Origin of the sequence: Herbaspirillum sp. WGmk3 (genome assembly GCF_023952535.1) — a bacterium.
Lineage (GTDB): Bacteria > Pseudomonadota > Gammaproteobacteria > Burkholderiales > Burkholderiaceae_D > Herbaspirillum > Herbaspirillum huttiense.
In genome coordinates this window covers 1,099,539-1,119,797 of the sequence record NZ_JAKYWT010000001.1, presented here as the reverse complement: position 1 = coordinate 1,119,797, position 20,259 = coordinate 1,099,539, and the positions used below count along the sequence as shown (strand labels likewise).

The 20,259-nt window shown below is 63.5% G+C and carries 15 protein-coding genes; 1 reads left to right on the top strand and 14 read right to left on the bottom strand.

Going from position 1 to position 20,259, the window contains the following annotated elements; genetic code table 11:
- Window positions 1–161: 161 nt before the first annotated feature.
- From MKD49_RS04915 to MKD49_RS04905, 3 genes are read right to left on the bottom strand one after another with little or no spacing between them, the layout of a single operon-like run.
- Complete coding sequence (locus MKD49_RS04915; protein ID WP_252695619.1) at window positions 162–1,508, bottom strand: HD domain-containing phosphohydrolase; 1,347 nt, start codon at window positions 1,506–1,508, stop codon at window positions 162–164.
- Window positions 1,505–2,869 (bottom strand): ATP-binding protein, encoded by a 1,365-nt coding sequence (locus MKD49_RS04910; protein WP_252695618.1) that lies wholly within the window; start codon window positions 2,867–2,869, stop codon window positions 1,505–1,507. Before MKD49_RS04910 ends, MKD49_RS04915 begins: the two co-directional genes overlap by 4 nt.
- Window positions 2,870–2,923: 54 nt before the next feature.
- On the bottom strand, window positions 2,924–4,555 hold the full coding sequence (locus tag MKD49_RS04905; protein ID WP_252695617.1) for a PAS domain-containing methyl-accepting chemotaxis protein: 1,632 nt from the start codon (window positions 4,553–4,555) through the stop codon (window positions 2,924–2,926).
- A 360-nt stretch (window positions 4,556–4,915) separates the two neighbouring features.
- Here MKD49_RS04905 and MKD49_RS04900 point away from each other — a divergent pair, with 360 nt between their 5' ends.
- The gene (locus MKD49_RS04900; RefSeq protein ID WP_252695616.1) at window positions 4,916–6,544 is read left to right on the top strand and encodes an EAL domain-containing protein; all 1,629 of its coding nucleotides are present in this window, start codon (window positions 4,916–4,918) and stop codon (window positions 6,542–6,544) included.
- 50 nt (window positions 6,545–6,594) lie between these two features.
- Here the strand turns inward: MKD49_RS04900 and MKD49_RS04895 are convergent, their stop codons facing one another.
- The 11 genes from MKD49_RS04895 to MKD49_RS04845 all read right to left on the bottom strand — a co-directional run bounded on the left by MKD49_RS04895 (window position 6,595) and on the right by MKD49_RS04845 (window position 20,158).
- Window positions 6,595–7,041 (bottom strand): bacteriohemerythrin, encoded by a 447-nt coding sequence (locus tag MKD49_RS04895; RefSeq protein WP_252695615.1) that lies wholly within the window; start codon window positions 7,039–7,041, stop codon window positions 6,595–6,597.
- A 294-nt stretch (window positions 7,042–7,335) separates the two neighbouring features.
- Window positions 7,336–8,298, bottom strand: coding sequence for a chemotaxis protein (locus MKD49_RS04890; RefSeq protein WP_252695614.1), 963 nt, complete (start codon window positions 8,296–8,298; stop codon window positions 7,336–7,338).
- A gap of 14 nt (window positions 8,299–8,312) precedes the next feature.
- Window positions 8,313–10,058 carry a methyl-accepting chemotaxis protein gene (locus tag MKD49_RS04885; protein WP_252695613.1) on the bottom strand — a complete coding sequence of 582 codons (1,746 nt, stop codon included), beginning with the start codon at window positions 10,056–10,058 and terminating at the stop codon, window positions 8,313–8,315.
- 154 nt (window positions 10,059–10,212) lie between these two features.
- Complete coding sequence (locus MKD49_RS04880; protein WP_252695612.1) at window positions 10,213–12,507, bottom strand: response regulator; 2,295 nt, start codon at window positions 12,505–12,507, stop codon at window positions 10,213–10,215.
- Window positions 12,508–12,542: 35 nt separating this feature from the next.
- Window positions 12,543–12,917 carry an Hpt domain-containing protein gene (locus MKD49_RS04875; RefSeq protein WP_252695611.1) on the bottom strand — a complete coding sequence of 125 codons (375 nt, stop codon included), beginning with the start codon at window positions 12,915–12,917 and terminating at the stop codon, window positions 12,543–12,545.
- Between the two features lie 36 nt (window positions 12,918–12,953).
- Entirely contained in the window at window positions 12,954–14,621 is a 1,668-nt protein-coding gene (locus MKD49_RS04870) for a hybrid sensor histidine kinase/response regulator (protein WP_252695610.1), read from the bottom strand.
- Window positions 14,622–14,650: 29 nt separating this feature from the next.
- Window positions 14,651–15,292, bottom strand: a complete 642-nt coding sequence (locus tag MKD49_RS04865; protein WP_134136643.1) for a response regulator — start codon at window positions 15,290–15,292, stop codon at window positions 14,651–14,653.
- Window positions 15,293–15,517: 225 nt separating this feature from the next.
- Window positions 15,518–17,092 (bottom strand): cryptochrome/photolyase family protein, encoded by a 1,575-nt coding sequence (locus tag MKD49_RS04860; protein ID WP_252695609.1) that lies wholly within the window; start codon window positions 17,090–17,092, stop codon window positions 15,518–15,520.
- A gap of 21 nt (window positions 17,093–17,113) precedes the next feature.
- Window positions 17,114–18,367, bottom strand: a complete 1,254-nt coding sequence (locus tag MKD49_RS04855) for an MFS transporter (protein WP_252695608.1) — start codon at window positions 18,365–18,367, stop codon at window positions 17,114–17,116.
- The gene (locus tag MKD49_RS04850; protein WP_371925434.1) at window positions 18,364–18,960 is read right to left on the bottom strand and encodes a chalcone isomerase family protein; all 597 of its coding nucleotides are present in this window, start codon (window positions 18,958–18,960) and stop codon (window positions 18,364–18,366) included. Before MKD49_RS04850 ends, MKD49_RS04855 begins: the two co-directional genes overlap by 4 nt.
- A 280-nt stretch (window positions 18,961–19,240) precedes the next feature.
- The gene (locus tag MKD49_RS04845; RefSeq protein ID WP_252695607.1) at window positions 19,241–20,158 is read right to left on the bottom strand and encodes a LysR family transcriptional regulator; all 918 of its coding nucleotides are present in this window, start codon (window positions 20,156–20,158) and stop codon (window positions 19,241–19,243) included.
- Window positions 20,159–20,259 lie beyond the last annotated feature (101 nt).

Sequence of the window (20,259 nt, the reverse complement as noted above, 5' to 3'; positions counted from 1 at the left end):
GGAACAGCATCGCGTCCCCCAACGCGAACGGGCGCAACGCGCCCGGTCATGCTGATTGCACCAGCCCTGAGGCGGCCGGGCAATCGGGAAATTCCCGGGTCCGCCTGCCGGCTGACAGGTTTCCCCTCAAGCCTTTTGCGGACCGACAAGCACCGGTTGCATCAGTGCAACACGATCCTCGCCTTCAGCGGCATCTCATCGATCTGCTCGAAGCGCCGCAAGCGTGCCAGGATGGCTTCGTCCAGTACGTGTTCCTTGTTCAGCAGCAGCACGCCGGACTTGGTGCGCAGGTCCTCGGCCAGCTTCATGCCGACCCGCAGCTCGGCCGGGGACAGCAGGCGGGTCTGCTGTTCCAGCGCCATGCGCTGCTCTTCCATCATGGCGATGAAGGTGTTGACCACCACCGGGTCATAGCGATGGCCGGCATGCGTGCGCAGCATGGACAGCGCTTTCTCGGGACTCACGTTGTGGCTGGTGATGCCGCCATTGCACAGACCTTCGAAGTCGCGCACCACGGCCAGGATGCGCGAGCCCAGCGGGATGGCGTCGCCTGACAGGCTTTCCGGCACGCCCCGGCCGTCATGGCGCTCGTGCTGGTGGCGGATGATCTCGCCGGTCTCGGCCAGGGTCGGGATGGGTGTCAGCAGCATCTGGCCCTTGACCGGATGCCACAGGAACCGCTGCAATTCATCGCTGCTCATCTTTTCGATGGGCTTCTTCACAAGTTCATCGGACAGGTCCAGCTTGCCGATGCCGTGCAGCATGCCGGCCATCATCATCTCCTTGGCGTGATGGGCGGTCATCCCCATGCGCAGCCCCAGCTGTTCGCACCAGCGTGCGATGCGGGCGGACTGGCCGTTGGCCAGGCCGGCGCGCAGTTCACTGATGTCGGAGAACACGTGCAGCATGGAGAGGAAGGCCTTCTGTTCCTCTTCCTGGGCGTTCTCCAGGAACAGCACGGTCTGGCGCAATTCTTCCGTACGCGCCTGCACCTGACGTTCCAGTTGGCGATTGAAATCGGCCAGTTGCAGGTTCTGTTCGCGCACCTTGCGTTCCAGCGACATCTTCTGCTTGCGCAGCTGCTGTTCCTCCAGCGCATGGGTCACGATCATGAGCAGCTCGCGGTCTTCCCAGGGTTTGGAGAGGTAATGGTGGATGCCGCCATCGTTGATGGCCGAGATGGTGCTGCCGATCTCGGAATACCCGGTCAGCAGGATGCGCATGGTGGCCGGCCATTGCTGCTTGACCTGGGCCAGGAACTGGGCGCCGTTCATACCGGGCATGCGCATGTCGGAAATGACCAGGTCGACTTCGGCGCTGGCCAGGATATCGAGCCCGGCCTCGGCGCTGGTGGCGGTCAGCAGGCGATAGCCCTGCGGCCGGAAGGTGCGTTTCAAGGCCGACAGGATGCTCTGTTCATCATCGACCAGCAGCACGCAGGGCGGCGGCAGGGCGAACGGGTCGGCTTGTTGCAGGGTCTGGAGTTCCTGGCTGTGGATGGCGGTCATGATGCTTCTCCTGGTTCGCCCGATGCCTTGCACGGCGGCGGGGCGCTGGCGGGATCGATGGGCAATTCGATCCGGAAGGTGGTGCCTTTGCCCGGTGCACTGCTGACATGAATATCGCCGCCATGCTTCTTGATGATGCCGTAGGACAGCGACAGTCCAAGCCCGGTCCCGCTGCCGACCGGCTTGGTGGTGAAGAAAGGTTCGAAGATGCGGTTGATGTGTTCCGGCGCGATGCCGTGCCCGGTATCGCTGATGGAGACGGCGACGCGTTGGCCGCAGCGTTCGGTGCGGATGGTCACGCTGCCGCGCTCCTGGATGGCCTGGGCGGCATTGACCAGCAGGTTCATGAAGACCTGGTTCAGTTCCGAGGCCAGGCACTTGATCATGGGCAGCTCGCCGTATTGCTTGATGATGGTGACCTTGTACTTCAGTTCGTTGTTGGCGATGTTGAGCGTGCTGTCCAGGCCGCGATGCAGGTCGGCCATCTGCCAGTTGCTCTCGCCGGTGCGCGAGAAATCCTTCAGCGACTGCACGATGTTCTTGACGCGTTGCAGGCCTTCGTTGGATTCGGCCAGCAGCTCGGTCACGTCTTCGCTGAGGAATTGCAGGTCGGCGCGCTCCTCGAAGGCCTGCACCTCCGACTGCGCCACGCTGGAGGGCAGGCTGCCGTTGGTGACGCACTGGTACAGTTTGATGCCTTCCAGCAGCGTGGCCACATAGTTGCCCAGGGTGTTGAGGTTGGCGTTGACGAAGCCGATCGGATTGTTGATCTCGTGCGCCACCCCGGCGGCCAGCTGGCCGATGGAGGCCAGCTTCTCGGACTGCATCAGCTGGGCCTGGGCCATCTTCAGCTGTTCGATCAGGGCGCGCTGTTCCTCGGCCTGGCGCTGCAGGGTGTCTTCCATCTGCTTGCGGCCGGTGATGTCGGTCATCAGGCCGATGACTTCCAGCGGCGTGCCCTCGGCATCGCGGATCAGGCGCAGGGTGTCGTGCATCCACAGGTAGCTGCCGTCGTGGGTGCGGAAACGGTATTCGTAGATCTTCTGGTCCTCCACGAACAGCATGGCCAGGCTGGAGAAGATCGCTGCCGTGTCGTCGGGGTGGATGTGGTTGAACCAGAAGTTCGGGTCGTCCAGCATTTCCCAAGGCTCGTAGCCCAGCACGCGGGAGGCGTTTTCGCTCACGAAGGTGAGCTGGAAATCGCCCGAGGGCACGCTGCTGTAGATGATGGCGGGGGTGTTGCCGATGATGTGGCGATACCGTGCATTGGCCTTGACCAGCGCCCGGGTGTCGGGCGCGTCATCGGCATGGGTGCGTTGGCTGGCGCACTCGTTGGCCATCAATGCTTCGCTGTGTCCCATGTTCGCCTCCTCAGCGATGGCTCCGGATCAGGGGCTGGAGCCGCGCCCTCCATATCAGGCAGCGCGGGGCAGGGCCACGCGCTTGTTTTCCTGCGTGGGCAAGGCCACGGCCGTAGCTGCCATGCCGTCCAGGTTGAACACGCTGATGGCCTGGATCATTTGCTGCGTCGACTCCTCCAGGCTGCCGGCGGCGGCCGCTGCTTCTTCCACCAGCGCTGCATTGCGCTGGGTCACTTCATCCATCATGACCACGGCTTCGTTGACCTGGTGGATACCGGTCTGCTGTTCGCCCGAGGCGGCGGTGATCTCGGCCACGGCGGTGGCGGCCTGCGTGACCGAGCGCATGATGCCGCCCATGGTGTCGCGCATGTCACCGGCCAGCTTCACGCCGGCACCAACCCGCTGCGAGGATTCGTCGATGAGCTGTTTGATTTCCTTGGTGGCCTGGGCCGAGCGTTGTGCCAGGTTGCGGACTTCACCGGCGACCACTGCAAAGCCGCGTCCCTGTTCGCCGGCGCGCGCTGCTTCCACGGCGGCATTCAAGGCCAGGATATTGGTCTGGAAGGCGATACCGTCGATCAGTCCGGTGATCTGCTTGATCTGCTCGGCGCTCTTGTGGATGGCATCCATGGTGTCGTTGATGTGGTGGATGGAGGCTTCGCCATCGCGCGTGGTGGCCAGCGCTTCTTCCACCAGGCGGTTGGCCTGACGGGCGTTCTCGCTGTTCCGGGTCACGGTGGAGGCCAGCTCTTCCATGCTGGCAGCGGTTTCTTCGAGGCTGCTCGCTTGTGATTCGGTACGCGAGGAAAGGTCCATGTTGCCGCGTGCGATCTCGCCGGTGGCCTGGGCAATGTGCATGCCGCTGCGGCGCACGTCGCCTACCGATGCCACCAGATTGACCCGCATCTGCTCCATGGCCTGCAGCAGGGAACCCATTTCATCGCGGCGCGCCTGCAGGTCGGCGGCCGACAGATCGCCGCCCGCGACCCGGCGCGCCTGCGCCACGGCACGCCGCAAGGGGTTGAAGATGCGCGTAGCCAGGGTCATGCGCAGGAGCGCCAGGCTGCCCAGGGCGACGCCGGTAGCGGCCAGGGTCGGCAGGCTGCTGGCGTGTTCGGCACACTGCCCGTTGAGGAAGGCCAGCGCACAGATGCCGGCGGCCGCAGTGCCCAGGCCCAGATCCAGCCGTGTCTTCAGCGATACCTGCGATACCTGGCGCAACTTGCCGCGCAGGCCGGTCGGCACCACTTCTCCGCGATGCACCGCGATGCGGGCGCTTTCCTTCTTGAGTTCCTTGTAGGCCTGCTCGGCGGCGGTGATCTCGGCGCGCGTGGGCTTGGTGCGTACCGACATGTAGCCGGTGCATTTGCCGCGTTCCCAGATCGGCGTGACGTTGGCCTTGACCCAGTAGAAGTCGCCATTCTTGCAGCGGTTCTTGACCAGTCCGGTCCAGGGCAGGCCGGCCTTGAGCGTGCTCCACAGGTCGGCGAAGGCCAGCTCCGGCATGTCGGGATGGCGCACGATGTTCTGCGGCGCACCGATCAGCTCTTCTTCCGTGAAGCCGCTGATGTGGATGAAGGTCGGGTTGACGTAGGTGATGCGGCCTTTGATATCGGTCTTGGAGACGATCGAGGCATGGGCATCGATCTCGCGCTCTTGTTGAGTGACGGGCAGGTTGAGACGCATGATCGATTCCTGAAAAATTGATTGATGGAATCATTAAAACACAAATTCATTGAAATCGCTAAAAAAATGATTCTTTGTGGGAATAACCGTTAAATTCGTTGTTGCGGCCCCACTGTGTTATCAAGGCGAAAACGCTTTTTCAATGCGCTTGAAATATCTCATTAGTCATTGATTTATAAGGGTAATCGTAGTTTATTCAGGCGTGGTTCACGGACTTTCCCCAAGCCATGCAAAGACGATTCACTCATTTATAAAATGATTAAATTGATTTAATCGGTTAATCGCGATCTAATGATGAGCATCAGACAGAAATTCCGGGGCAAACGGGCCGCGAAGCAAGCGGCAGCACAAGGGGGTGATGTGAACAACAAGAACAAGGTGGTGGTCCTGACCGTCATTGCCACCATCGTGGCGGCCACTGTGCCGGTGATCGGCATGCTGTGGCTGTCGCGCCAGGCGGTGATCGATGCCGAGCACGAGCGCCTGACGCGCTATGCCGAGTCGGTCGTGGATCGCGCCGAGGCCACTTTCCAGAATACCCAGCGGGCGCTGAAGTCGATGTCGCCGCTGCTGCTGTTTCCCTGCTCGGATGAGCACATCGCGCAGATGCGCCTGATCGCCGTCAGTTCCGGTGCCATCGAGGAAATGGGCTACTACGAATACGGCCAGCTCAAGTGTACCTCCTGGGATCGCCGCGCGCAGGCGCTGCGCCGTCCGCAGCCGGAGGCGGTGTTTGCCACGGCTGACGGCGTCGGTGTGGCGCTGGAGCAGGCTTCCTACGTCACCGATGGTCCCAGCATGATGTCCATCCAGTACGGTGCCCATGCAGCACTTGTGCATCGCGAACGCTTCGTCGACGTGGTGCTGGAAGATGGCGTGCACGTGGTGCTGGCACGCAACGGTTTCGGGCTGGTCGCGCAATACGGCATGCCCATCGCCAGCGGCATGGCCGGTCGAGCCTTGCGCGGCGTGGGCAATCAGGATTTCGATGGGTTCTTTGTCTCCACCATCAGCCGCGACGGCTGGACCGCCGCCGCCATCATTGACGGCCAGCATGTGGTGGAGACCATGACCAGCGAGCAGCGCTGGTTCCTGCCGGTGGGCGTGCTGCTCGCGCTGGGACTGGTGATGCTGGTGCTGCGGGTATCGCAGGCGCGCCTGTCGCCGCTGGCGGATTTGCAGCTGGCGGTGCGCAAGAAGGAATTCATTGTCTACTACCAGCCCATCATCGAGCTGGCCAGCGGCCGCTGCATCGGTGCCGAGGCACTGATCCGCTGGCGACGGCCGGATGGCAGCATCGTGCGGCCCGACCTGTTCGTGCCGCTGGCCGAGGAGAGCGGACTGATCCTGCCCATGACCGATCAGGTCATCGCGGCCGTGGTGCAAGAACTGGGCGATACCCTGCGCGCCGACCGGGCCCTGCACGTGGCGGTCAACGTCGCTGCCCACGATATCAAGACCGGCCGCATCATCGACGTGGTCAGCCAGACGCTTGCCGGAACCGATATCCGCACCGAGCAGTTGTGGATGGAAGCCACCGAACGCGGCTGCATGGACATTGCCTCGGCCCGCGTGACGCTGGCGCGGGCGCGCGAACTGGGGCATTCGATGGCGCTCGATGACTTCGGGACCGGCTATTCCAACCTGCAATACCTGCAGGGCCTGCCCATGGACGCGCTCAAGATCGACAAGTCCTTCGTCAGCACCATCGGCACGGGCGCAGCCACCAGCGCCGTGATCGATCACATCATCGCCATGGCCAAGAGCCTGAATCTGTTCATCGTCGCCGAAGGCGTGGAAACCCTGGAGCAGGCCGCCTATCTGGGCCAGCACGGGGTCGACTTCGCCCAGGGCTGGCTGTTCGCCAAGCCCTTGCCGGCAAACGAGTTCATTGATTTCTACCGGGCCACGCTGGCCGATTACGGTACCGGGCCGGAGAGCATTCGCAGCGACCGCACGGACCTTGCGTCGACCCCCTTGAATGCCTGAGCGCCACAGGGTGAATTTTCCGGCCTGATCCGTGCCGGGCCGTGCTCAGTTCAGCATGGCCCTGCTGCAGTGGCTCGCACGCGCAAGGCCAGCGCCAGTGCCTGATCCATCCCCGCCATATGGCGTACCAGCATGGCCGGGATCATGCCCATGACGATATCGGCCAGCGGCGCGTTGCCATCGTCCAGATAAGGCCGCAGCCGGTGCAGCAGCGCCAGCAGTTCCGCATGGTCGCGGCGATGGGCGCGCAGATCGCTGTAGCCCATCTCATCCATCATCTTTTCTTCTTCCCGGAATCCTGCCTCGATCTGCGCCACCAGGGCTGCATAAGCGCTGGCAAAACCGGCTGGCGGCACGATCGCCAGCGCGGCCACGCTCTCAAGTACCTCACGGTGCTCGGCATCCATCTCCGCCAGCAGGGCCGGAATGCGCTGGGCCAGTCCGTTGCTGTCGTCAGACGGGGCGAGGGAAACGACACGATCGGCAGTGGGAATCATGGCCAGCCTCCTGATACAGGGCGCGACCGTACGCAGGTCGGGGCGGAGACATCCGCATCGCCGGCAGGGCGCGGGCGTGCCGGAGGGATGTTCACTGCCGATTCTAGGAGCCTGGCCTCGAAATAATTTGAGATAGCTCAAGCCAGCCCGGATTGGCGGGGTGCTGCACCGCGGCCATATGAAGAAAAGCCCCACGGCACCGTCAGGGTGGCGTGGGGCCGGTCTTGCCGGCCGACGGGGTGTCGGCCGTGCGCTTGTAAAAAGCGCCGTTCCTGGCTCTGCAAGTAGGTGCCGTCAGGGGGGCAGCACCTTGCGCAGCATTGCTGCCAGTTCAGGCGGGGAAAACTTGGCGACATAACCATTGGCGCCCACCGAACGCACATGGTCTTCGTTGGCGGCACCGGTCAGTGAAGAATGGATCACCACCGGCAATTGTTTGTAGAGGTCCGAGGCCTTGATCTTGCGGGTCAGGGTGAAGCCATCCATCTCCGGCATTTCGAGGTCGGTCAGCACCATGGCGACCTTGTCGGTGAGCGACTTGTGTTCCTGTTCCGCTTCGCGGGCCAGCTCCTGCAGTTTCTTCCAGGCTTGCAGGCCGTCGGTCATCATCACGTAGGGCAGCTTGAGATCGTTGAGGCACTGCTCGATGAGGGCACGCGCCATGCGCGAGTCGTCCGCAGCCAGGACCACCGAGCCCGGCTTGATCTTCAGTTCGTTGCTGCCCGGCGGGGGCGGCTGCATCTGTTCCTTGACCGGCGAGACCATGTTGAGGATCTGTTCCACGTCCAGCACCTGCACCAGGCGGCCACCATCCTGGGCCGAGTCGAGGCGGGCGATGCTGGTGACCACGTTGCCGGAGGCATTGGAGTCGGCCGGCAGGACCTGGCTCCAGTCCAGGCGCACGATCTCTTCCACCGATTCCACCGCGAAAGCCTGGGTGTGCCGGGCGAACTCGGTGATGAGCAGGATGTTCAGTCCATGGCCCGGCTTGCAGCCGGCCACTGCCGGCAGGTCCACCACCGACATCACCTGGCCGCGGATGTTGACCATGCCCAGCATCGGGGAGCGCATGCCGGCGGCGGCGGTGATGTCCATCATCGGGACGATCTCGCGGATCTTGAAGACGTTGATGCCATACAGCTCGCCCGGCTTGTCGGTGGTCCCTTCCGGGTTGCCGAGGCGGAACAGCAGCAGTTCAAACTTGTTGCTGGAGGTCAGGTTGGTGCGTTCGTCGATTTCTTTTTGAAAGGCGTCCATGTCGTCCCCGAGGTTCAGAATTGTTCCCAGTCACCGTTGTCGGCGCTGTCGTGCTGGCTTTTGGCCGGTGTGGCCGGGCGTGCCGCCGGTGCCGTCTGGCCCAGGCTTCTGGCATGCGGTGCGGCTACTGCCGGACGGGCCGGAGTGATGTTGCGCGCCGCGGCGGCGGCCATCGCCGGCTTGGCATGCACCGTGGCCGGAACGTCGCTGGCATCGAGGCGGAACACACCCACCGTCTGGCTCAGGCGCGCCGCCTGTTCCTGCAGGGCCTTGGCGGCGGCAGCAGCCTGTTCCACCAGAGCGGCGTTCTGCTGGGTGTTTTCATCCATCTGTACCACCGCATTGTTGATCTGCTCGATGCCCTGGCTCTGCTCGGCCCCGGCGGCGGTGATCTCGGCCACGATGTCGGAGACGCGCTTGACGCTGGCCACCACCTCGTTCATGGTCTGGCCGGCTTCGCCGACCAGCTTGGTGCCGGTATCGACCTTGGCCACCGAATCGTCGATCAGGGCCTTGATTTCATGGGCGGCCGAAGCGCTGCGCTGGGCCAGCGACCGCACTTCCGAGGCGACCACCGCGAAACCGCGTCCCTGCTCCCCGGCACGGGCCGCTTCCACGGCGGCGTTCAGGGCCAGGATGTTGGTCTGGAAGGCGATCCCGTCGATGACGCCGATGATGTCGGCGATTCTGCGCGACGATTCATTGATGGCATCCATGGTGTGAACAACCTTGCCCACTACCTGGCCTCCGGCTTCGGCCACCTCCGAGGCAGAGACCGCCAATTGGTTGGCCTGGCGGGCATTGTCGGAGTTCTGGCGCACGGTGGAAGTCAGTTCTTCCATGGCCGAGGCGGTTTCTTCGAGGGCACCGGCCTGCTGTTCGGTACGCGAGGACAAATCCATGTTGCCGGTGGCGATTTCGGCCGAGGCGGTGCTGATGGTGTCGGTGCCGGTACGGACTTCCTGCACGATGTTGAGCAGGTTGTCGTTCATCTGTTTCAGGGCGGCCATCAACTGGGCGGTTTCGTCGCGGCCGCCGTCGGCGGGGATGCGGGCGGTGAGGTCGCCTTCGGCCACCTGGCGGGCAATCGAGACGGCCTGGGTCAGCGGACGCGAGACCAGGCGGGCAATCCACCAGGACAAGGTCAGGGCCAGCAAGACACAGATGGTGATCAGTACGAAGATGGCCATGCGCGCTTGCTCGTACACCTTGCCCGCTGCCAGTTCCGAGGCCGCAGCGCCTTTGGCGTTGACCTCGGTCAGTTCATTGATCATGTCCTGCAGCTTGCGATAGACGGGCGTGGAGTCGGCAGTGAGGACCGTATAGGCTGCCTGCTTCTGGCCATCAATGAACAGCTTTTCCATGCGCTCGTGGGCGGCCTTGTAGGCGGCGATGTTGCGTACGATTTCGGGTTGCAGCTCCTTTTCGCGCGGATCCGAGACCAGAGTGGCATAGCGCGCCATTTCCTTTTCGAGCAGCGCCATCTGCTTGTTGCCACGTTCGCGCGCAGCCTGTTCTTCCTTCTTGTCGTCGGTCAGCACCTGCTGCATGTCGAAGCTGCGCGAACGGGCCAGCGCCAGGCTGATCTTGGACAGGCTGTCGATGCTCGGCAACCAGTCACGCGCCAGCTCGGCAGAACTCTTGTTGACTTGCTCAAGCTGGATCAGCGAGAAGCCCCCCAGACCCACAATGAACACCAACACCACCAGGAAACCGGCGTTGAGCTTGTGGGCGATCTTCAGATCGTAGAACCATTTCATGATGACACTCCTGATCAAGGCGCTGGATTTGGAATAGTGATGTGCGCTCAGGAACCATCATAGGACGGCCAAACAAATAAATCAAATAAAACAATTTAAGCAGTTGTTTTATTTCCTTAAGGATTTTCCTGAATCCTGAGGAAATTTGGCGTTTTCATGCTTTCTGCAGCCACTTTTCGACGGCATTCATCAGCCCGACCTGGGTGAAGGGTTTGCTGAGGTAGTCGTCCATGCCGGCGTCGAGGCAGCGCTGGCGGTCGCCTTCGATGGCGCTGGCGGTCAGGGCGATGATGGGCGTGCGCGGGCGGCCGTTGGCCTGTTCAAAGGCGCGGATTTCGGCGGTGGCCTGGTAGCCGTCCATGATGGGCATCATGCAATCCATCAGCACCAGGTCATAGCTGGCACTGCGGAGGGCATCCAGGGCCATCTGGCCGTTTTCCACCTCTTCCAGGATGCAGCCGCGGCGCGCCAGCAGGATGCGCAGCAACTGGCGGTTGATTTCGGTATCTTCGGCCACGAGGATGCGCGCCCCGGTAAGGGGCGAAGCTGCACCTGCAGGCGCAGGCGGCGGCGTCAGCGCCGACAGCGGGGGCAGCTGCGCGGGAGGCGCTGGCGGGAAGGAGGCTGCGCTGGCGGGGGCTTCCGGGGCAAGTGAAGCCTTATTCTTCATTACCGTCTCCGGGGCCGCGTCCGGGCGGGCTGCAGCCACCCCTTCCGGGCAGAGGATGTCGAAACTGAATTTGGTGGACTGGCCCGGCACGCTCTGGCAGGCGATCTTGCCGCCCATCAGTTCCACCAGATTCTTGCTGATGGCCAGGCCCAGCCCGGTGCCGCCGAAGCGGCGCGAAATCGAGGTGTCGGCCTGGGTGAAGGGCTGGAACAGCTGGGCCAGCGCTTCCGGGGCAATGCCGATGCCGCTGTCGGCGATGGCGAAGAAGAGCCGCCAGCGCTCCGGACTTTCTTCTTCACGTTGCGCCGACATGCTCAGCCGCACATAGCCGGCCTGGGTGAATTTGATGGCATTGCTCAGCAGGTTGCCCAGCACCTGCTTCAGGCGCGAGGGGTCGCCGACCAGACAGAGCGCGTCTTCGCAATCGATGCGCACGTCCAGCTGCACGTCCTTGTTGTGGATCGAGGGCCGGTACAGTTCGGCCACCTCACGCACCAGCCGCGCCGGGTGGAAGGCCACGCCCTCCAGATCGAGCTTGCCGGATTCGATCTTGGAAAAATCGAGGATGTCGTTGATGATGCGCACCAGTCCGCCGGTGGCGTTGTGGATGCTGTCGGCATAGTGCTGCTGTTTGCTCGACAGGCCCGATTCCATCAGCAGTTCGGACAGGCCCAGGATGCCGTTCATCGGGGTGCGGATTTCATGGCTGACCATGGCCAGGAAACGCGACTTGGCCTCGTTGGCATGGTCCGCTTCTTCCTTCAGTTCCAGGGCCAGCTGCGCATCCTGCTCGCGCCGCTGGACCTGGCGCAGGGCCACGCCGAAGCCGCCGATGAGGCCGACCAGACTGATGGCCGCCACCAGCATCAAGGGATACATCGATTCCAGCCATTCGCTGAAATAGACCTTGTCGGTCACACCGATTTCCAGATACATCGGCGCATTGCGCACCGGCCGGTGGATGCCCAGCCAGTGGGCTTGCATGAAGTAGTAGGGTTGCTTGGCGTCGGTGCCGGGCGGGCGCGGCAGGTGCAGGTCGGCCAGCGGCTTGATGTCGCGCCGCACGGTGGTGTCGTGCACCAGGGAGGTGGCGATCAGGGGTTTCTCGTCCTCGCGTGCGAGCAGGATGGAAAAGGGTTTGTCCTTGGTCACCGCACTGAAGAAATCTTCAAAGAACGCGCAGGGCAGCGCCACCACCACGATGGCCAGCATGCGGCCCTGGCGATCATTGATGCGGCGGGTCAGATAGAAGGTCGGCACCCCGGCCGCGCGCGAATTGACCGTTTCGCTCAGGAAGTCTGCGGTCGAGCCATTCTGGCTGTGATGAAAGAAGTAGTCGCGGTCGGTGAGGTCCAGCGGCGGCGCCGGGAATACCCGCGAGAGGCTGATGATGCGGCCCTGGGCATTGCTGATGCCGATGCCCGAGATGAAGGGCAGGCCGCGGATCTTTTCGCGCATGGTCTGCGAAAACTCGGCGGTACTGACGTGCGCGCGCAGCTGGACGTCGTCATTGATGTTGGCCGCTTCAATGTCGTACTGGATGCTGTCGAGTACCAGCCGGGCCGAGGAGATGGTCTGGGCGGTGCTTTCGGCCAGCACCGTGGACAGCGTGGCCAGGTCGTTGCGCCAGTCGTTGAGGCTGGCGCGGTACAGCAGGCTGCCGGAAATGATGACGGTCGCTGCCAGCAGCCCCAACAGCAGGGCACCGAGCGTGACGGCGGATTTGCGGATGCGCGGCGGTGCGGGCGGCGAGCCGGGAGCGGGCGTGGATGGCGTCATGGGCAGGGCGGGCAGGGAAGATGCGCCCGTGCAGGTCAGGACTGGGGAAGGGAGCGCGCGCAGCGCCCGATTTCATCCAGCACCAGCGCAAAGCTGGCCTGCAATTGCGCCAGTTCTTCCGGACGCGGCGTCTGGCCATTGCGGGCGGCCTGTTCGGTCTGCTGCAGCAGCATCGTCAGCGCCTGGGCCTGGAACATGGCACTCATGCCTTTGAGGCTATGGCTTTCGTGCCGGCTGCGCTCGGCATTGCCATCCCGGGCGGCCTGCTCCAGCCGGGCAAAGATGGCCGGCGCGCTGTCGGCGAAGGTGCGCGCCAGTGAGGCGACGGTGCCGGTGTCCCCGCCCACCGCTTCCAGCAGTTGGCTCGGGTCGATGTGGTGATAGTCGGTCAGTGACTGGCCCAGTTGCACGGTAATCCCCTCTGTTCTCATGGCTTGGCGGCCGATTTACTTCGGCTCTTGCAGCGGCAATGTGAAGCTGAACGTCGATCCTTGATGTTGTTTGGACTGTAACATGAGTTGGCCCCCCATGAGCGTCACCAGCCGTTGCGCGATGGTCAGCCCGAGGCCCGCGCCGTCCTTGGCGCGGCGCTCACTGTCATCGGCCTGGGTGAACTTCTCGAAGATGGTATCGAGTTGCCCGGCGGGAATGCCGATGCCGGTGTCCTTGATGCGGATCGCCAGCTGGTCGCTGCTGCGGTCAACTTCGACCAGCACGCGCCCGGTGTCGGTATAGCGCACGGCATTGCCAATCAGGTTTTCCAGCACGCGCAGAACCTTGCGCTGGTCGCATACGATGATCTGCGGGACGTCGTCGCTGATGCGGCATTCCAGCTGCAGGCCCTTGGTCTGGGCTGCCTGGTAATGGCGGGCGATGGCCTGGCTGACCAGTTCGCGGATGTTCTCCGGTTCCCGATGCACGGCCACGCGGCGGTCTTCCAGGGCCGTGACCTCGAGGATGGATTCGACCAGTCCCAGCAGGCGGTTGCCGCTGTCGTTGATGGCGGTGGCGTATTGCGCCAGCGGCGACTCGCCCAGTTCCTCACGCAGCGCATCCGAATAGCCCAGCACGCCGTTGAGCGGGGTACGGAATTCATGCGACATGTTGGACAGGAAGCGCGACTTGGCGTGGCTGGCCTGCATGGCTTCCTGGCGGCTCCTGACCAGCGAGCCGGCCAACCAGATCAGTGCGGCATTGAAGATCAGCACGGCCAGGGTGATCAGCGAGGCCAGCGTCAGGGTCCGGTTGCGTTCACGGTAATAGGGGGCCAGGCGCTCTTCGATATCGATGCCCACCGAGGCGTAGAGCGGATAGTCGCGCAGCTTGTGGAAGGCGTAGATGCGCTCGCGGCCATCGATGCGGCTGGCAGCCTCGATCACGCCGTTGCCTTGTGCCAGCATGGCCGCGAGGACCTTGCTGCCGTTGACCTGTTCGCCCATGGAATCCATGTCACCGGTGCGGCGTACGCGTGCCACACCGTCGGCACCGAGCAAGGTGATCACGCCATGGTGCCCGACATCAATCTGGTGGTACAGGCTGGTGAAATATTGGGGATCGATGGACACCACGATCACGCCGCCAAAGCCGCCGTCAGGACGGTTGATGCGGCGGGTCAGCTGCAGCGACCATTTCTTGGAGACGCGCCCGAGCACCGGCTTGCTGATGAACAGCTTGTCCTCGCCACCCTGCATGTGCACCTGTACGTGCTCGCGGTCGGCCAGGTTCAGCGGAGTGAAGGGCTTGCTGGAGAGCACCACGTCACCCTTGGCATCGACGATGGTGAAGAGGTTGTAGACATTGCGTGCCACCAGGCCTTTGGAGATCTCGGTGGCCAGGTCCAGCGACTGGCCGCGCTCGGCATAGCGATAGCGCAGATAGAGCGCGGCCTGGTCGGCGGCCTCGATGGTGCGGTAGGCATGTTCGAGGAACAGCCGCGACAGCGACTGGGCATCGCGGCGGGCATCCTGCAGATGGTTCTCGCGGCTGGCGTTGAGTTCCTTGAACGCCCCCAGCCAGAGACCGCAGATCAGCAACAGCGAAAACAGGCCCAGGGCCAGGCGCAGGTCGATGCGCGCGAACCGGAGGGGGAGAGGGGGGTGTTTCCGGTCATCCATGGCACTGCTGGCCTTTCCTGGTTGATCCCTTAGCGGGTCTCGCGCTCCCTGCGGGCACAGCAGGCCCGCATGTAACCGCGCAATTCATCAAAATTGACCGGTTTGGGGAAGAACACCACCCCGGCCGGAATACCGCCGCGCATGGCCATCTCTTCCGCATCCAGGCTGCTGACGATGGCAATGCTCACATCCTGCAGCTCCGGATCGTGGAGGATGGTCTTGACCACTTCGTAGCCATCCATGCCTTCCATCACGATATCGGCCAGCACCACGTCGGGTTTGCTGCGCGCGATCTCCAGCAGCGCCTTGTAACCGTTGTCGCAATACACCAGATCCAGCGGCAAGCCCCAGGAACCGAGGGCACCGGCATACAGCTCGCGCTGCAGGCGGTTGTCCTCGATCACCAGTACGGCGGTGCGGCCGTTGCCGGGACGCGCTGCCGGACTGCTGCGTCCGTGCTCGGCCGTCTCGCCGGACGACGAGGAGCCCGGTGTGGACTTGTAGGCATGCACTGCCGCCAGCGGAATGCGGCGGTGCCCGCCCTTGGTCTTCCAGGCCTCAATGATGCCGGCCTCCACCAACTGCTGGACGGAGGACACCGAGATGCCCAGGATGTGCGCCGCTTCCTGCGTGGTGCACACCTCGGAGCTGGTTGTCTTTGCGGTTTTCATAAATTCATTATCGGTATTTTACACAAATAAATCAAATTCATTAGATAGAATTTGAATTCGGTATAATCGTTTTTCGACGAAAAGCAACAGTGCTGCACATGGGCAAGCCTTTGACGGCCCATTATGCAGAGAATTTCGTGAGTTCGTCAGATTTTGTGTATTTTGCCTGCGTTTACCGCAGGCGGCAGCAATTATCGCGCGCTGGGAGCGCCTGCCGCTGCGGTTTCAGAGGGTATCGAGCTGGCTGCGCAGGTCGGCCGCGCGTTGTTGCAGGGCCTGGACATCGTCGGGCTGCATTTTTTTGATCTGCTGATAGGCCATGCCCATGCGCGGGTTGTTGCCGAAGGTGGATTGATGGCGCAGGAAGAAATCCCAGTACAGGGCATTGAAGGGGCAGGCGTCGGCGCCGGTTTTCTGCTTGGGATCGTAGGCGCAGCCTTGGCAATAATCGCTCATGCGGCCGATGTAGGCGGCGCTGCTGACATACGGTTTGGTGGCGATGATGCCGCCATCGGCCCACTGGCTCATGCCGAGGGTGTTGGGCAGTTCCACCCACTCGAAGGCATCGATGTAGATGCCCAGGTACCAATGGTGCAGTTCCTTGGGATCGAGCCCGGCCAGCAGGGCGAAATTGCCGATCACCATCAGGCGCTGGATGTGATGCGCATGGGCCGTCTCCAGCGACTGGCCGATGGCGTGGCGCAGGCAGTTCATGCGGGTTTGTCCGGTCCAGAACCAGGCTGGTAGCGGCAGGCGGTGCGCCAGTGCGTTGCGCTCGTCATAGCCGGGCATCTGCGACCAGTAGATGCCACGCACATATTCACGCCAGCCGATGATCTGACGAATGAAACCTTCCACCGCCGCCAGCGGCGCTTTGCCTTCCCGCCAGGCCTCCTCGGCGCGGCGCACCACTTCCAGCGGATGCAGCATCTTCACATTGAGCGCGAAGGACAGCAGCGAGTGAAACAGGCGCCGGGCCTTGCTGCTCATAGCGTCTTCATAGTCGCCGAAGTGCGGCAGCACGGTGGTGATGAAGTGATCCAGGTGCTGCAGGGCTTCGGTACGGTCCAGCGGCCAGCGCAGCTGCGTGGCCTGGGGCTCGCCGAAGCTGCGCACACCTTGTGCCTGCAGCATCTCCCACAGGACGCCATGGTCGTGCGGCTGGCGCCAATCCCGGGGCTCGGGCGGATTGCCGGGCCAGCGCTTGCGATTGTCGTGGTCGAAATTCCATTGGCCGCCTTCGGGCTTGCCGTCGGCATCGAGCAGCAGTTCGAAGCGGCGGCGCATCTGACGATAGAAATGCTCCATCAGCCATTGCTTGCGGCCTTCAAAGAGGCGCGGCAATTCATTGCGCGCAGTGAGGAAGTGTTCACTGTCGACCACGGCGGTCTGGCCCTGATGGGCTTGCGCCCAGGTGTCGCCCCATTGCTGCAGGGCCTGGTCGACGCGCCATTCATCCGGTGCCTGCCATTCAACGCGGCTGGCCTGGTAGTGCGCGGCCAGGGCATCGAGATTGTCTACCAGCGACTGGCGGTTGCTGGGATCATCCAGACGGATATAGCGTACCCGGTGTCCGGCCGCGCGCAACTGCTCGCCGAAGGCCCGCATGGCCGCGAAGATGGCCAGGATCTTTTGCGCGTGATGCAGCACGTAGTCGGTTTCGGAACGCACTTCCATGAGCAGATAGACCACCTCAGGATAGGCGTGGTCGAACCAGGAATGCTGCGCATTCAACTGGTCGCCCAGGATCAGGCGGAGGGTGGAGGCGGGAGTGGCGTGCGTGTCGGTCTTTTTCTTCATGATCTGCGAACGGAAAATCGCTCAGGCAGCGTGCTGACGGCCATAGCGCCCCAGCGCCACGAACGCCGCCAGCTTCAGCACGCAAGGCAGGGCCGCGTAGACCAGCGGCAGGCTGCTGCTGGGCCCTTGTCCGGGTTGGTAATCGAGGGCTGACAGCAGTGGCAGGGCGATGCCCGCCAGTGCCAGGGCCAGCTTGCCCAGCATGGTCAGGATGCCGAAGGCGGCACCCACCGAAGCGCGCTGCGTGACCACCCGCGCCAGCAGGACGGGGGGCAGCAGCAGGTCGGCACCCAGTGCTGCACCGGTGGCCAGGCACACCAGCAGAAACGCCCAGCGGTCGCCCGGCCCCAGCAGGACCGCACCGACAAAGCCGGCAATGGAGAGCAGCATGGCCTGACGCCAGCAGGCGATGGTGCCGAAGCGGCGTGCCAGCGCGCTCCAGAGCGGCAGTCCCAATGCGGCGGCACCGAAGTAGGCTGCAAGAAAGCCGCCGGCCAGCGCGCGTTCCTGTAATTGATCCTCGATGAAGAACAGCGCCAGCGTAGCCGGGATCGCGGCCGACAGGGCATTGAGCAGATAGGGCGGCAGCAGCGAACGAAACGCCCGGTTGGCCCACAGCCCGCGCAGCGATACGACCCAGCGCTCGCCCTGCGCCATCATCGGCGGAGCCGGCTGGCGCAGCAGCAACAGCAGCGCCACGCCCAGGACCGCGCCGAAGAACAGGCAATACCAGGTAATGCGCTGGTCGATCAGCGCCGGATCGGCGGCCAGGATGCCGACCGGCACCACACTGGCCAGGATCACGCCGCCCAGCCCCGCACCTTCACGCCAAGGGACGGCGCGCATGCCTTGTTCCGGCAGGCGCGAGCCCCACGACAGATAGGCGATGCTCAGCATGCTGTGCGCGCCATAGGCCAGCACCAGCATCGCCACCAGCCACACCATGGCCGCCTGCGGCGTGGAGGGTGGCTTCCAGAGACAGATGAAGGCAACTGCAAGCACTACCCCGGCAGCCGCCATCCAGCGCTTCTGGCGTTGCGCCGAGCGATCCAGCAAGTGACCAAACAGGGGATCCTGCAGCATGTCCAGCAGGCGCGCGGCGAACAGCACCCAGCCCAGCGGTGCCAGGGCCACGCCGACATGGCTGGCGTAGTAAGCCGGGATCTGCACGAACAGCGGCAGCGCGGCCATTGCCAGCGGCGCGCCCAGCAGGCCGTAGGCGGCATTGCTCAGGCGCGCGGAGGGGGGCGTTGCGGGCTGCGCGGCTGTGCTCAAGGCGTTTCCCCGAGCAGGCGGCGGCGCAGGCTTTCATCGCGGCTGGGCTGGCCCAGCCAGATGTTGAAGAAAGAGCGGGCCAGTTCGGGATCGGCGATCTCGGCCAGCATCTTGTCGCGGTCATACAGGCGCATGCCGCGCTGGGGCAGGTATACACCGACCAGCTCGTCGCCGTCGGCGACGTCGACGAAGGCGCGGTTCAGTTCGCTTTTCCAGCGCGCCAGTGTCGGGCCGGCGATGGGGGCCGGGCTCATGCGCTGGATCTCTTCAATGGAGGTGGAGGCCAGCTTGTCGCGGCTGATCTTGACCTTGTAGTCGAGTTGCAGCGCAAAGGGCTGGCTTTCATCCAGCGGCTTCTGCGCTGCCCACAGCGTGGCCTGATAGATGCGGAAACCCAGCCAGGTCATGGTGCCGCTGCCCACGGTCTGGATCTGCGCGGGCAAGGCTTCGCGCCAGGGTTGTGCAGCGTGTGCGGCGCGGCCGGGCCAGAGGGTGAACAGCGCCATCAGGAACAGGGCGCAGCAGGTGAGATGCAGGCGCCGCTTGCGCAGACCTTGGCGCAGATCGAGGGAGCGAACGGTGGCATTGGGCATCGGGGGTCTCCTCATGGGCAAGAAGCAGCATCACAGTCTTGTCAGCGAGCAATACAGTGCGCTGCATGCCGCCAATACAGTCGGCGGTGTTCTTCAGTACACGCTGAGAGCCTTGGCAATACAGTCTGCAAGGCGATCAGCAATACAGTGACGAGGTGTCAGCAACACCTCCGACAACAAGATTACTACCAGTATAAGATAAAAGATACTGATCGGTATTTAATATTTACCAATCGGTATTGGTGGTGGGGTGTACGGAAAAAATCGTGCGCAGCGCTGCTCATCGTGTCCACTTGCGCTCATAGTCCATTTCCTCGAAATGCTGCAGCAGGAAGTCGATGAAGACGCGCACCCGGGCCGGCAGATGCTTGCGGCCCTGGTAGGCGATGTTGATGGTCAGGCGCGGCAGGTCCCATTCGTCCAGCACTGGCACCAGGCGGCCGGCGACGACGTCGTCATAGATGATGTAGTTGGGCTGGATCAGGATGCCCAGGCCTTCCAGTGCTGCTGCGCGGATGATCTGGCCATCGTTGGACTGCATCAGGGCAGTGATGTCGAGCTGCCGTTCGCGGCCATCGCGATGGGTGAAGTGCAGCAGGTTGGGATGGTTGGAGTGGCTGTACACCAGCAGGTCGTGCGCGGCCAGGTCATCGAGCGCGCGCGGCACGCCGCGAGCGGCGAGATAGCCGGGCGAAGCCGCCAGGATGCGGCGCGTGGCGGCCAGCCGGCGCACGGCGATATTGGAATCCGGCTCGAACTCGCGGGTGCGGATGGCGACATCGATGCCGCTGTCGAGCAGGTCGACGTAGCGGTTGGCCGCGACCACCTCCAGCGTGATGTCCGGATAGAGACGATGAAAGCGCGGCAGCAGCGGGCTGATGTGCTTCATGCAGAAGGACAGCGAGGAAGTCACCCGCAGCAGGCCGCCGGGGGCGACGCTGTTGGCATTGACCAGGGCTTCGGCTTCCTTCATTTGCGTGAGCGCCGCCTTGCAGTGGCGATAGAAGGCCTCGCCCGCCTGGCTCAGCCCCAGCCGGCGCGTGCTGCGTTCCACCAGGCGCGCGCCCAGGCGCTCTTCCAGCGCGGCCAGGCTGCGGCTGGCGGCAGCATTGGACATCCCCAGCGCCTCGGCGGCGCGCGAAAGGCTGCCCAGCTCGGCCACCTGCACGAAGAGTTCGAATTGATTCCAGCGGTCCATGGGACGGGCTTTCCGGGAAGGGGGAGCAGGCCGAAGTGGAAAACAGTTTTCCACTTTCGTCATATATCTGCGAAAAGATAAGACCTATATTACCGCTCAGC

What these genes read in the sequence shown, in the direction of transcription:
- MKD49_RS04915 (WP_252695619.1), bottom strand. Translation starts at nt 1,508, where the DNA reads ATGACCGCCATCCACAGCCAGGAACTCCAGACCCTGCAACAAGCCGAC.
- MKD49_RS04910 (WP_252695618.1), bottom strand. Translation starts at nt 2,869, where the DNA reads ATGGGACACAGCGAAGCATTGATGGCCAACGAGTGCGCCAGCCAACGC.
- MKD49_RS04905 (WP_252695617.1), bottom strand. Translation starts at nt 4,555, where the DNA reads ATGCGTCTCAACCTGCCCGTCACTCAACAAGAGCGCGAGATCGATGCC.
- MKD49_RS04895 (WP_252695615.1), bottom strand. Translation starts at nt 7,041, where the DNA reads ATGATTCCCACTGCCGATCGTGTCGTTTCCCTCGCCCCGTCTGACGAC.
- MKD49_RS04890 (WP_252695614.1), bottom strand. Translation starts at nt 8,298, where the DNA reads ATGGACGCCTTTCAAAAAGAAATCGACGAACGCACCAACCTGACCTCC.
- MKD49_RS04885 (WP_252695613.1), bottom strand. Translation starts at nt 10,058, where the DNA reads ATGAAATGGTTCTACGATCTGAAGATCGCCCACAAGCTCAACGCCGGT.
- MKD49_RS04880 (WP_252695612.1), bottom strand. Translation starts at nt 12,507, where the DNA reads ATGACGCCATCCACGCCCGCTCCCGGCTCGCCGCCCGCACCGCCGCGC.
- MKD49_RS04870 (WP_252695610.1), bottom strand. Translation starts at nt 14,621, where the DNA reads ATGGATGACCGGAAACACCCCCCTCTCCCCCTCCGGTTCGCGCGCATC.
- MKD49_RS04865 (WP_134136643.1), bottom strand. Translation starts at nt 15,292, where the DNA reads ATGAAAACCGCAAAGACAACCAGCTCCGAGGTGTGCACCACGCAGGAA.
- MKD49_RS04860 (WP_252695609.1), bottom strand. Translation starts at nt 17,092, where the DNA reads ATGAAGAAAAAGACCGACACGCACGCCACTCCCGCCTCCACCCTCCGC.
- MKD49_RS04850 (WP_371925434.1), bottom strand. Translation starts at nt 18,960, where the DNA reads ATGCCCAATGCCACCGTTCGCTCCCTCGATCTGCGCCAAGGTCTGCGC.
- MKD49_RS04845 (WP_252695607.1), bottom strand. Translation starts at nt 20,158, where the DNA reads ATGGACCGCTGGAATCAATTCGAACTCTTCGTGCAGGTGGCCGAGCTG.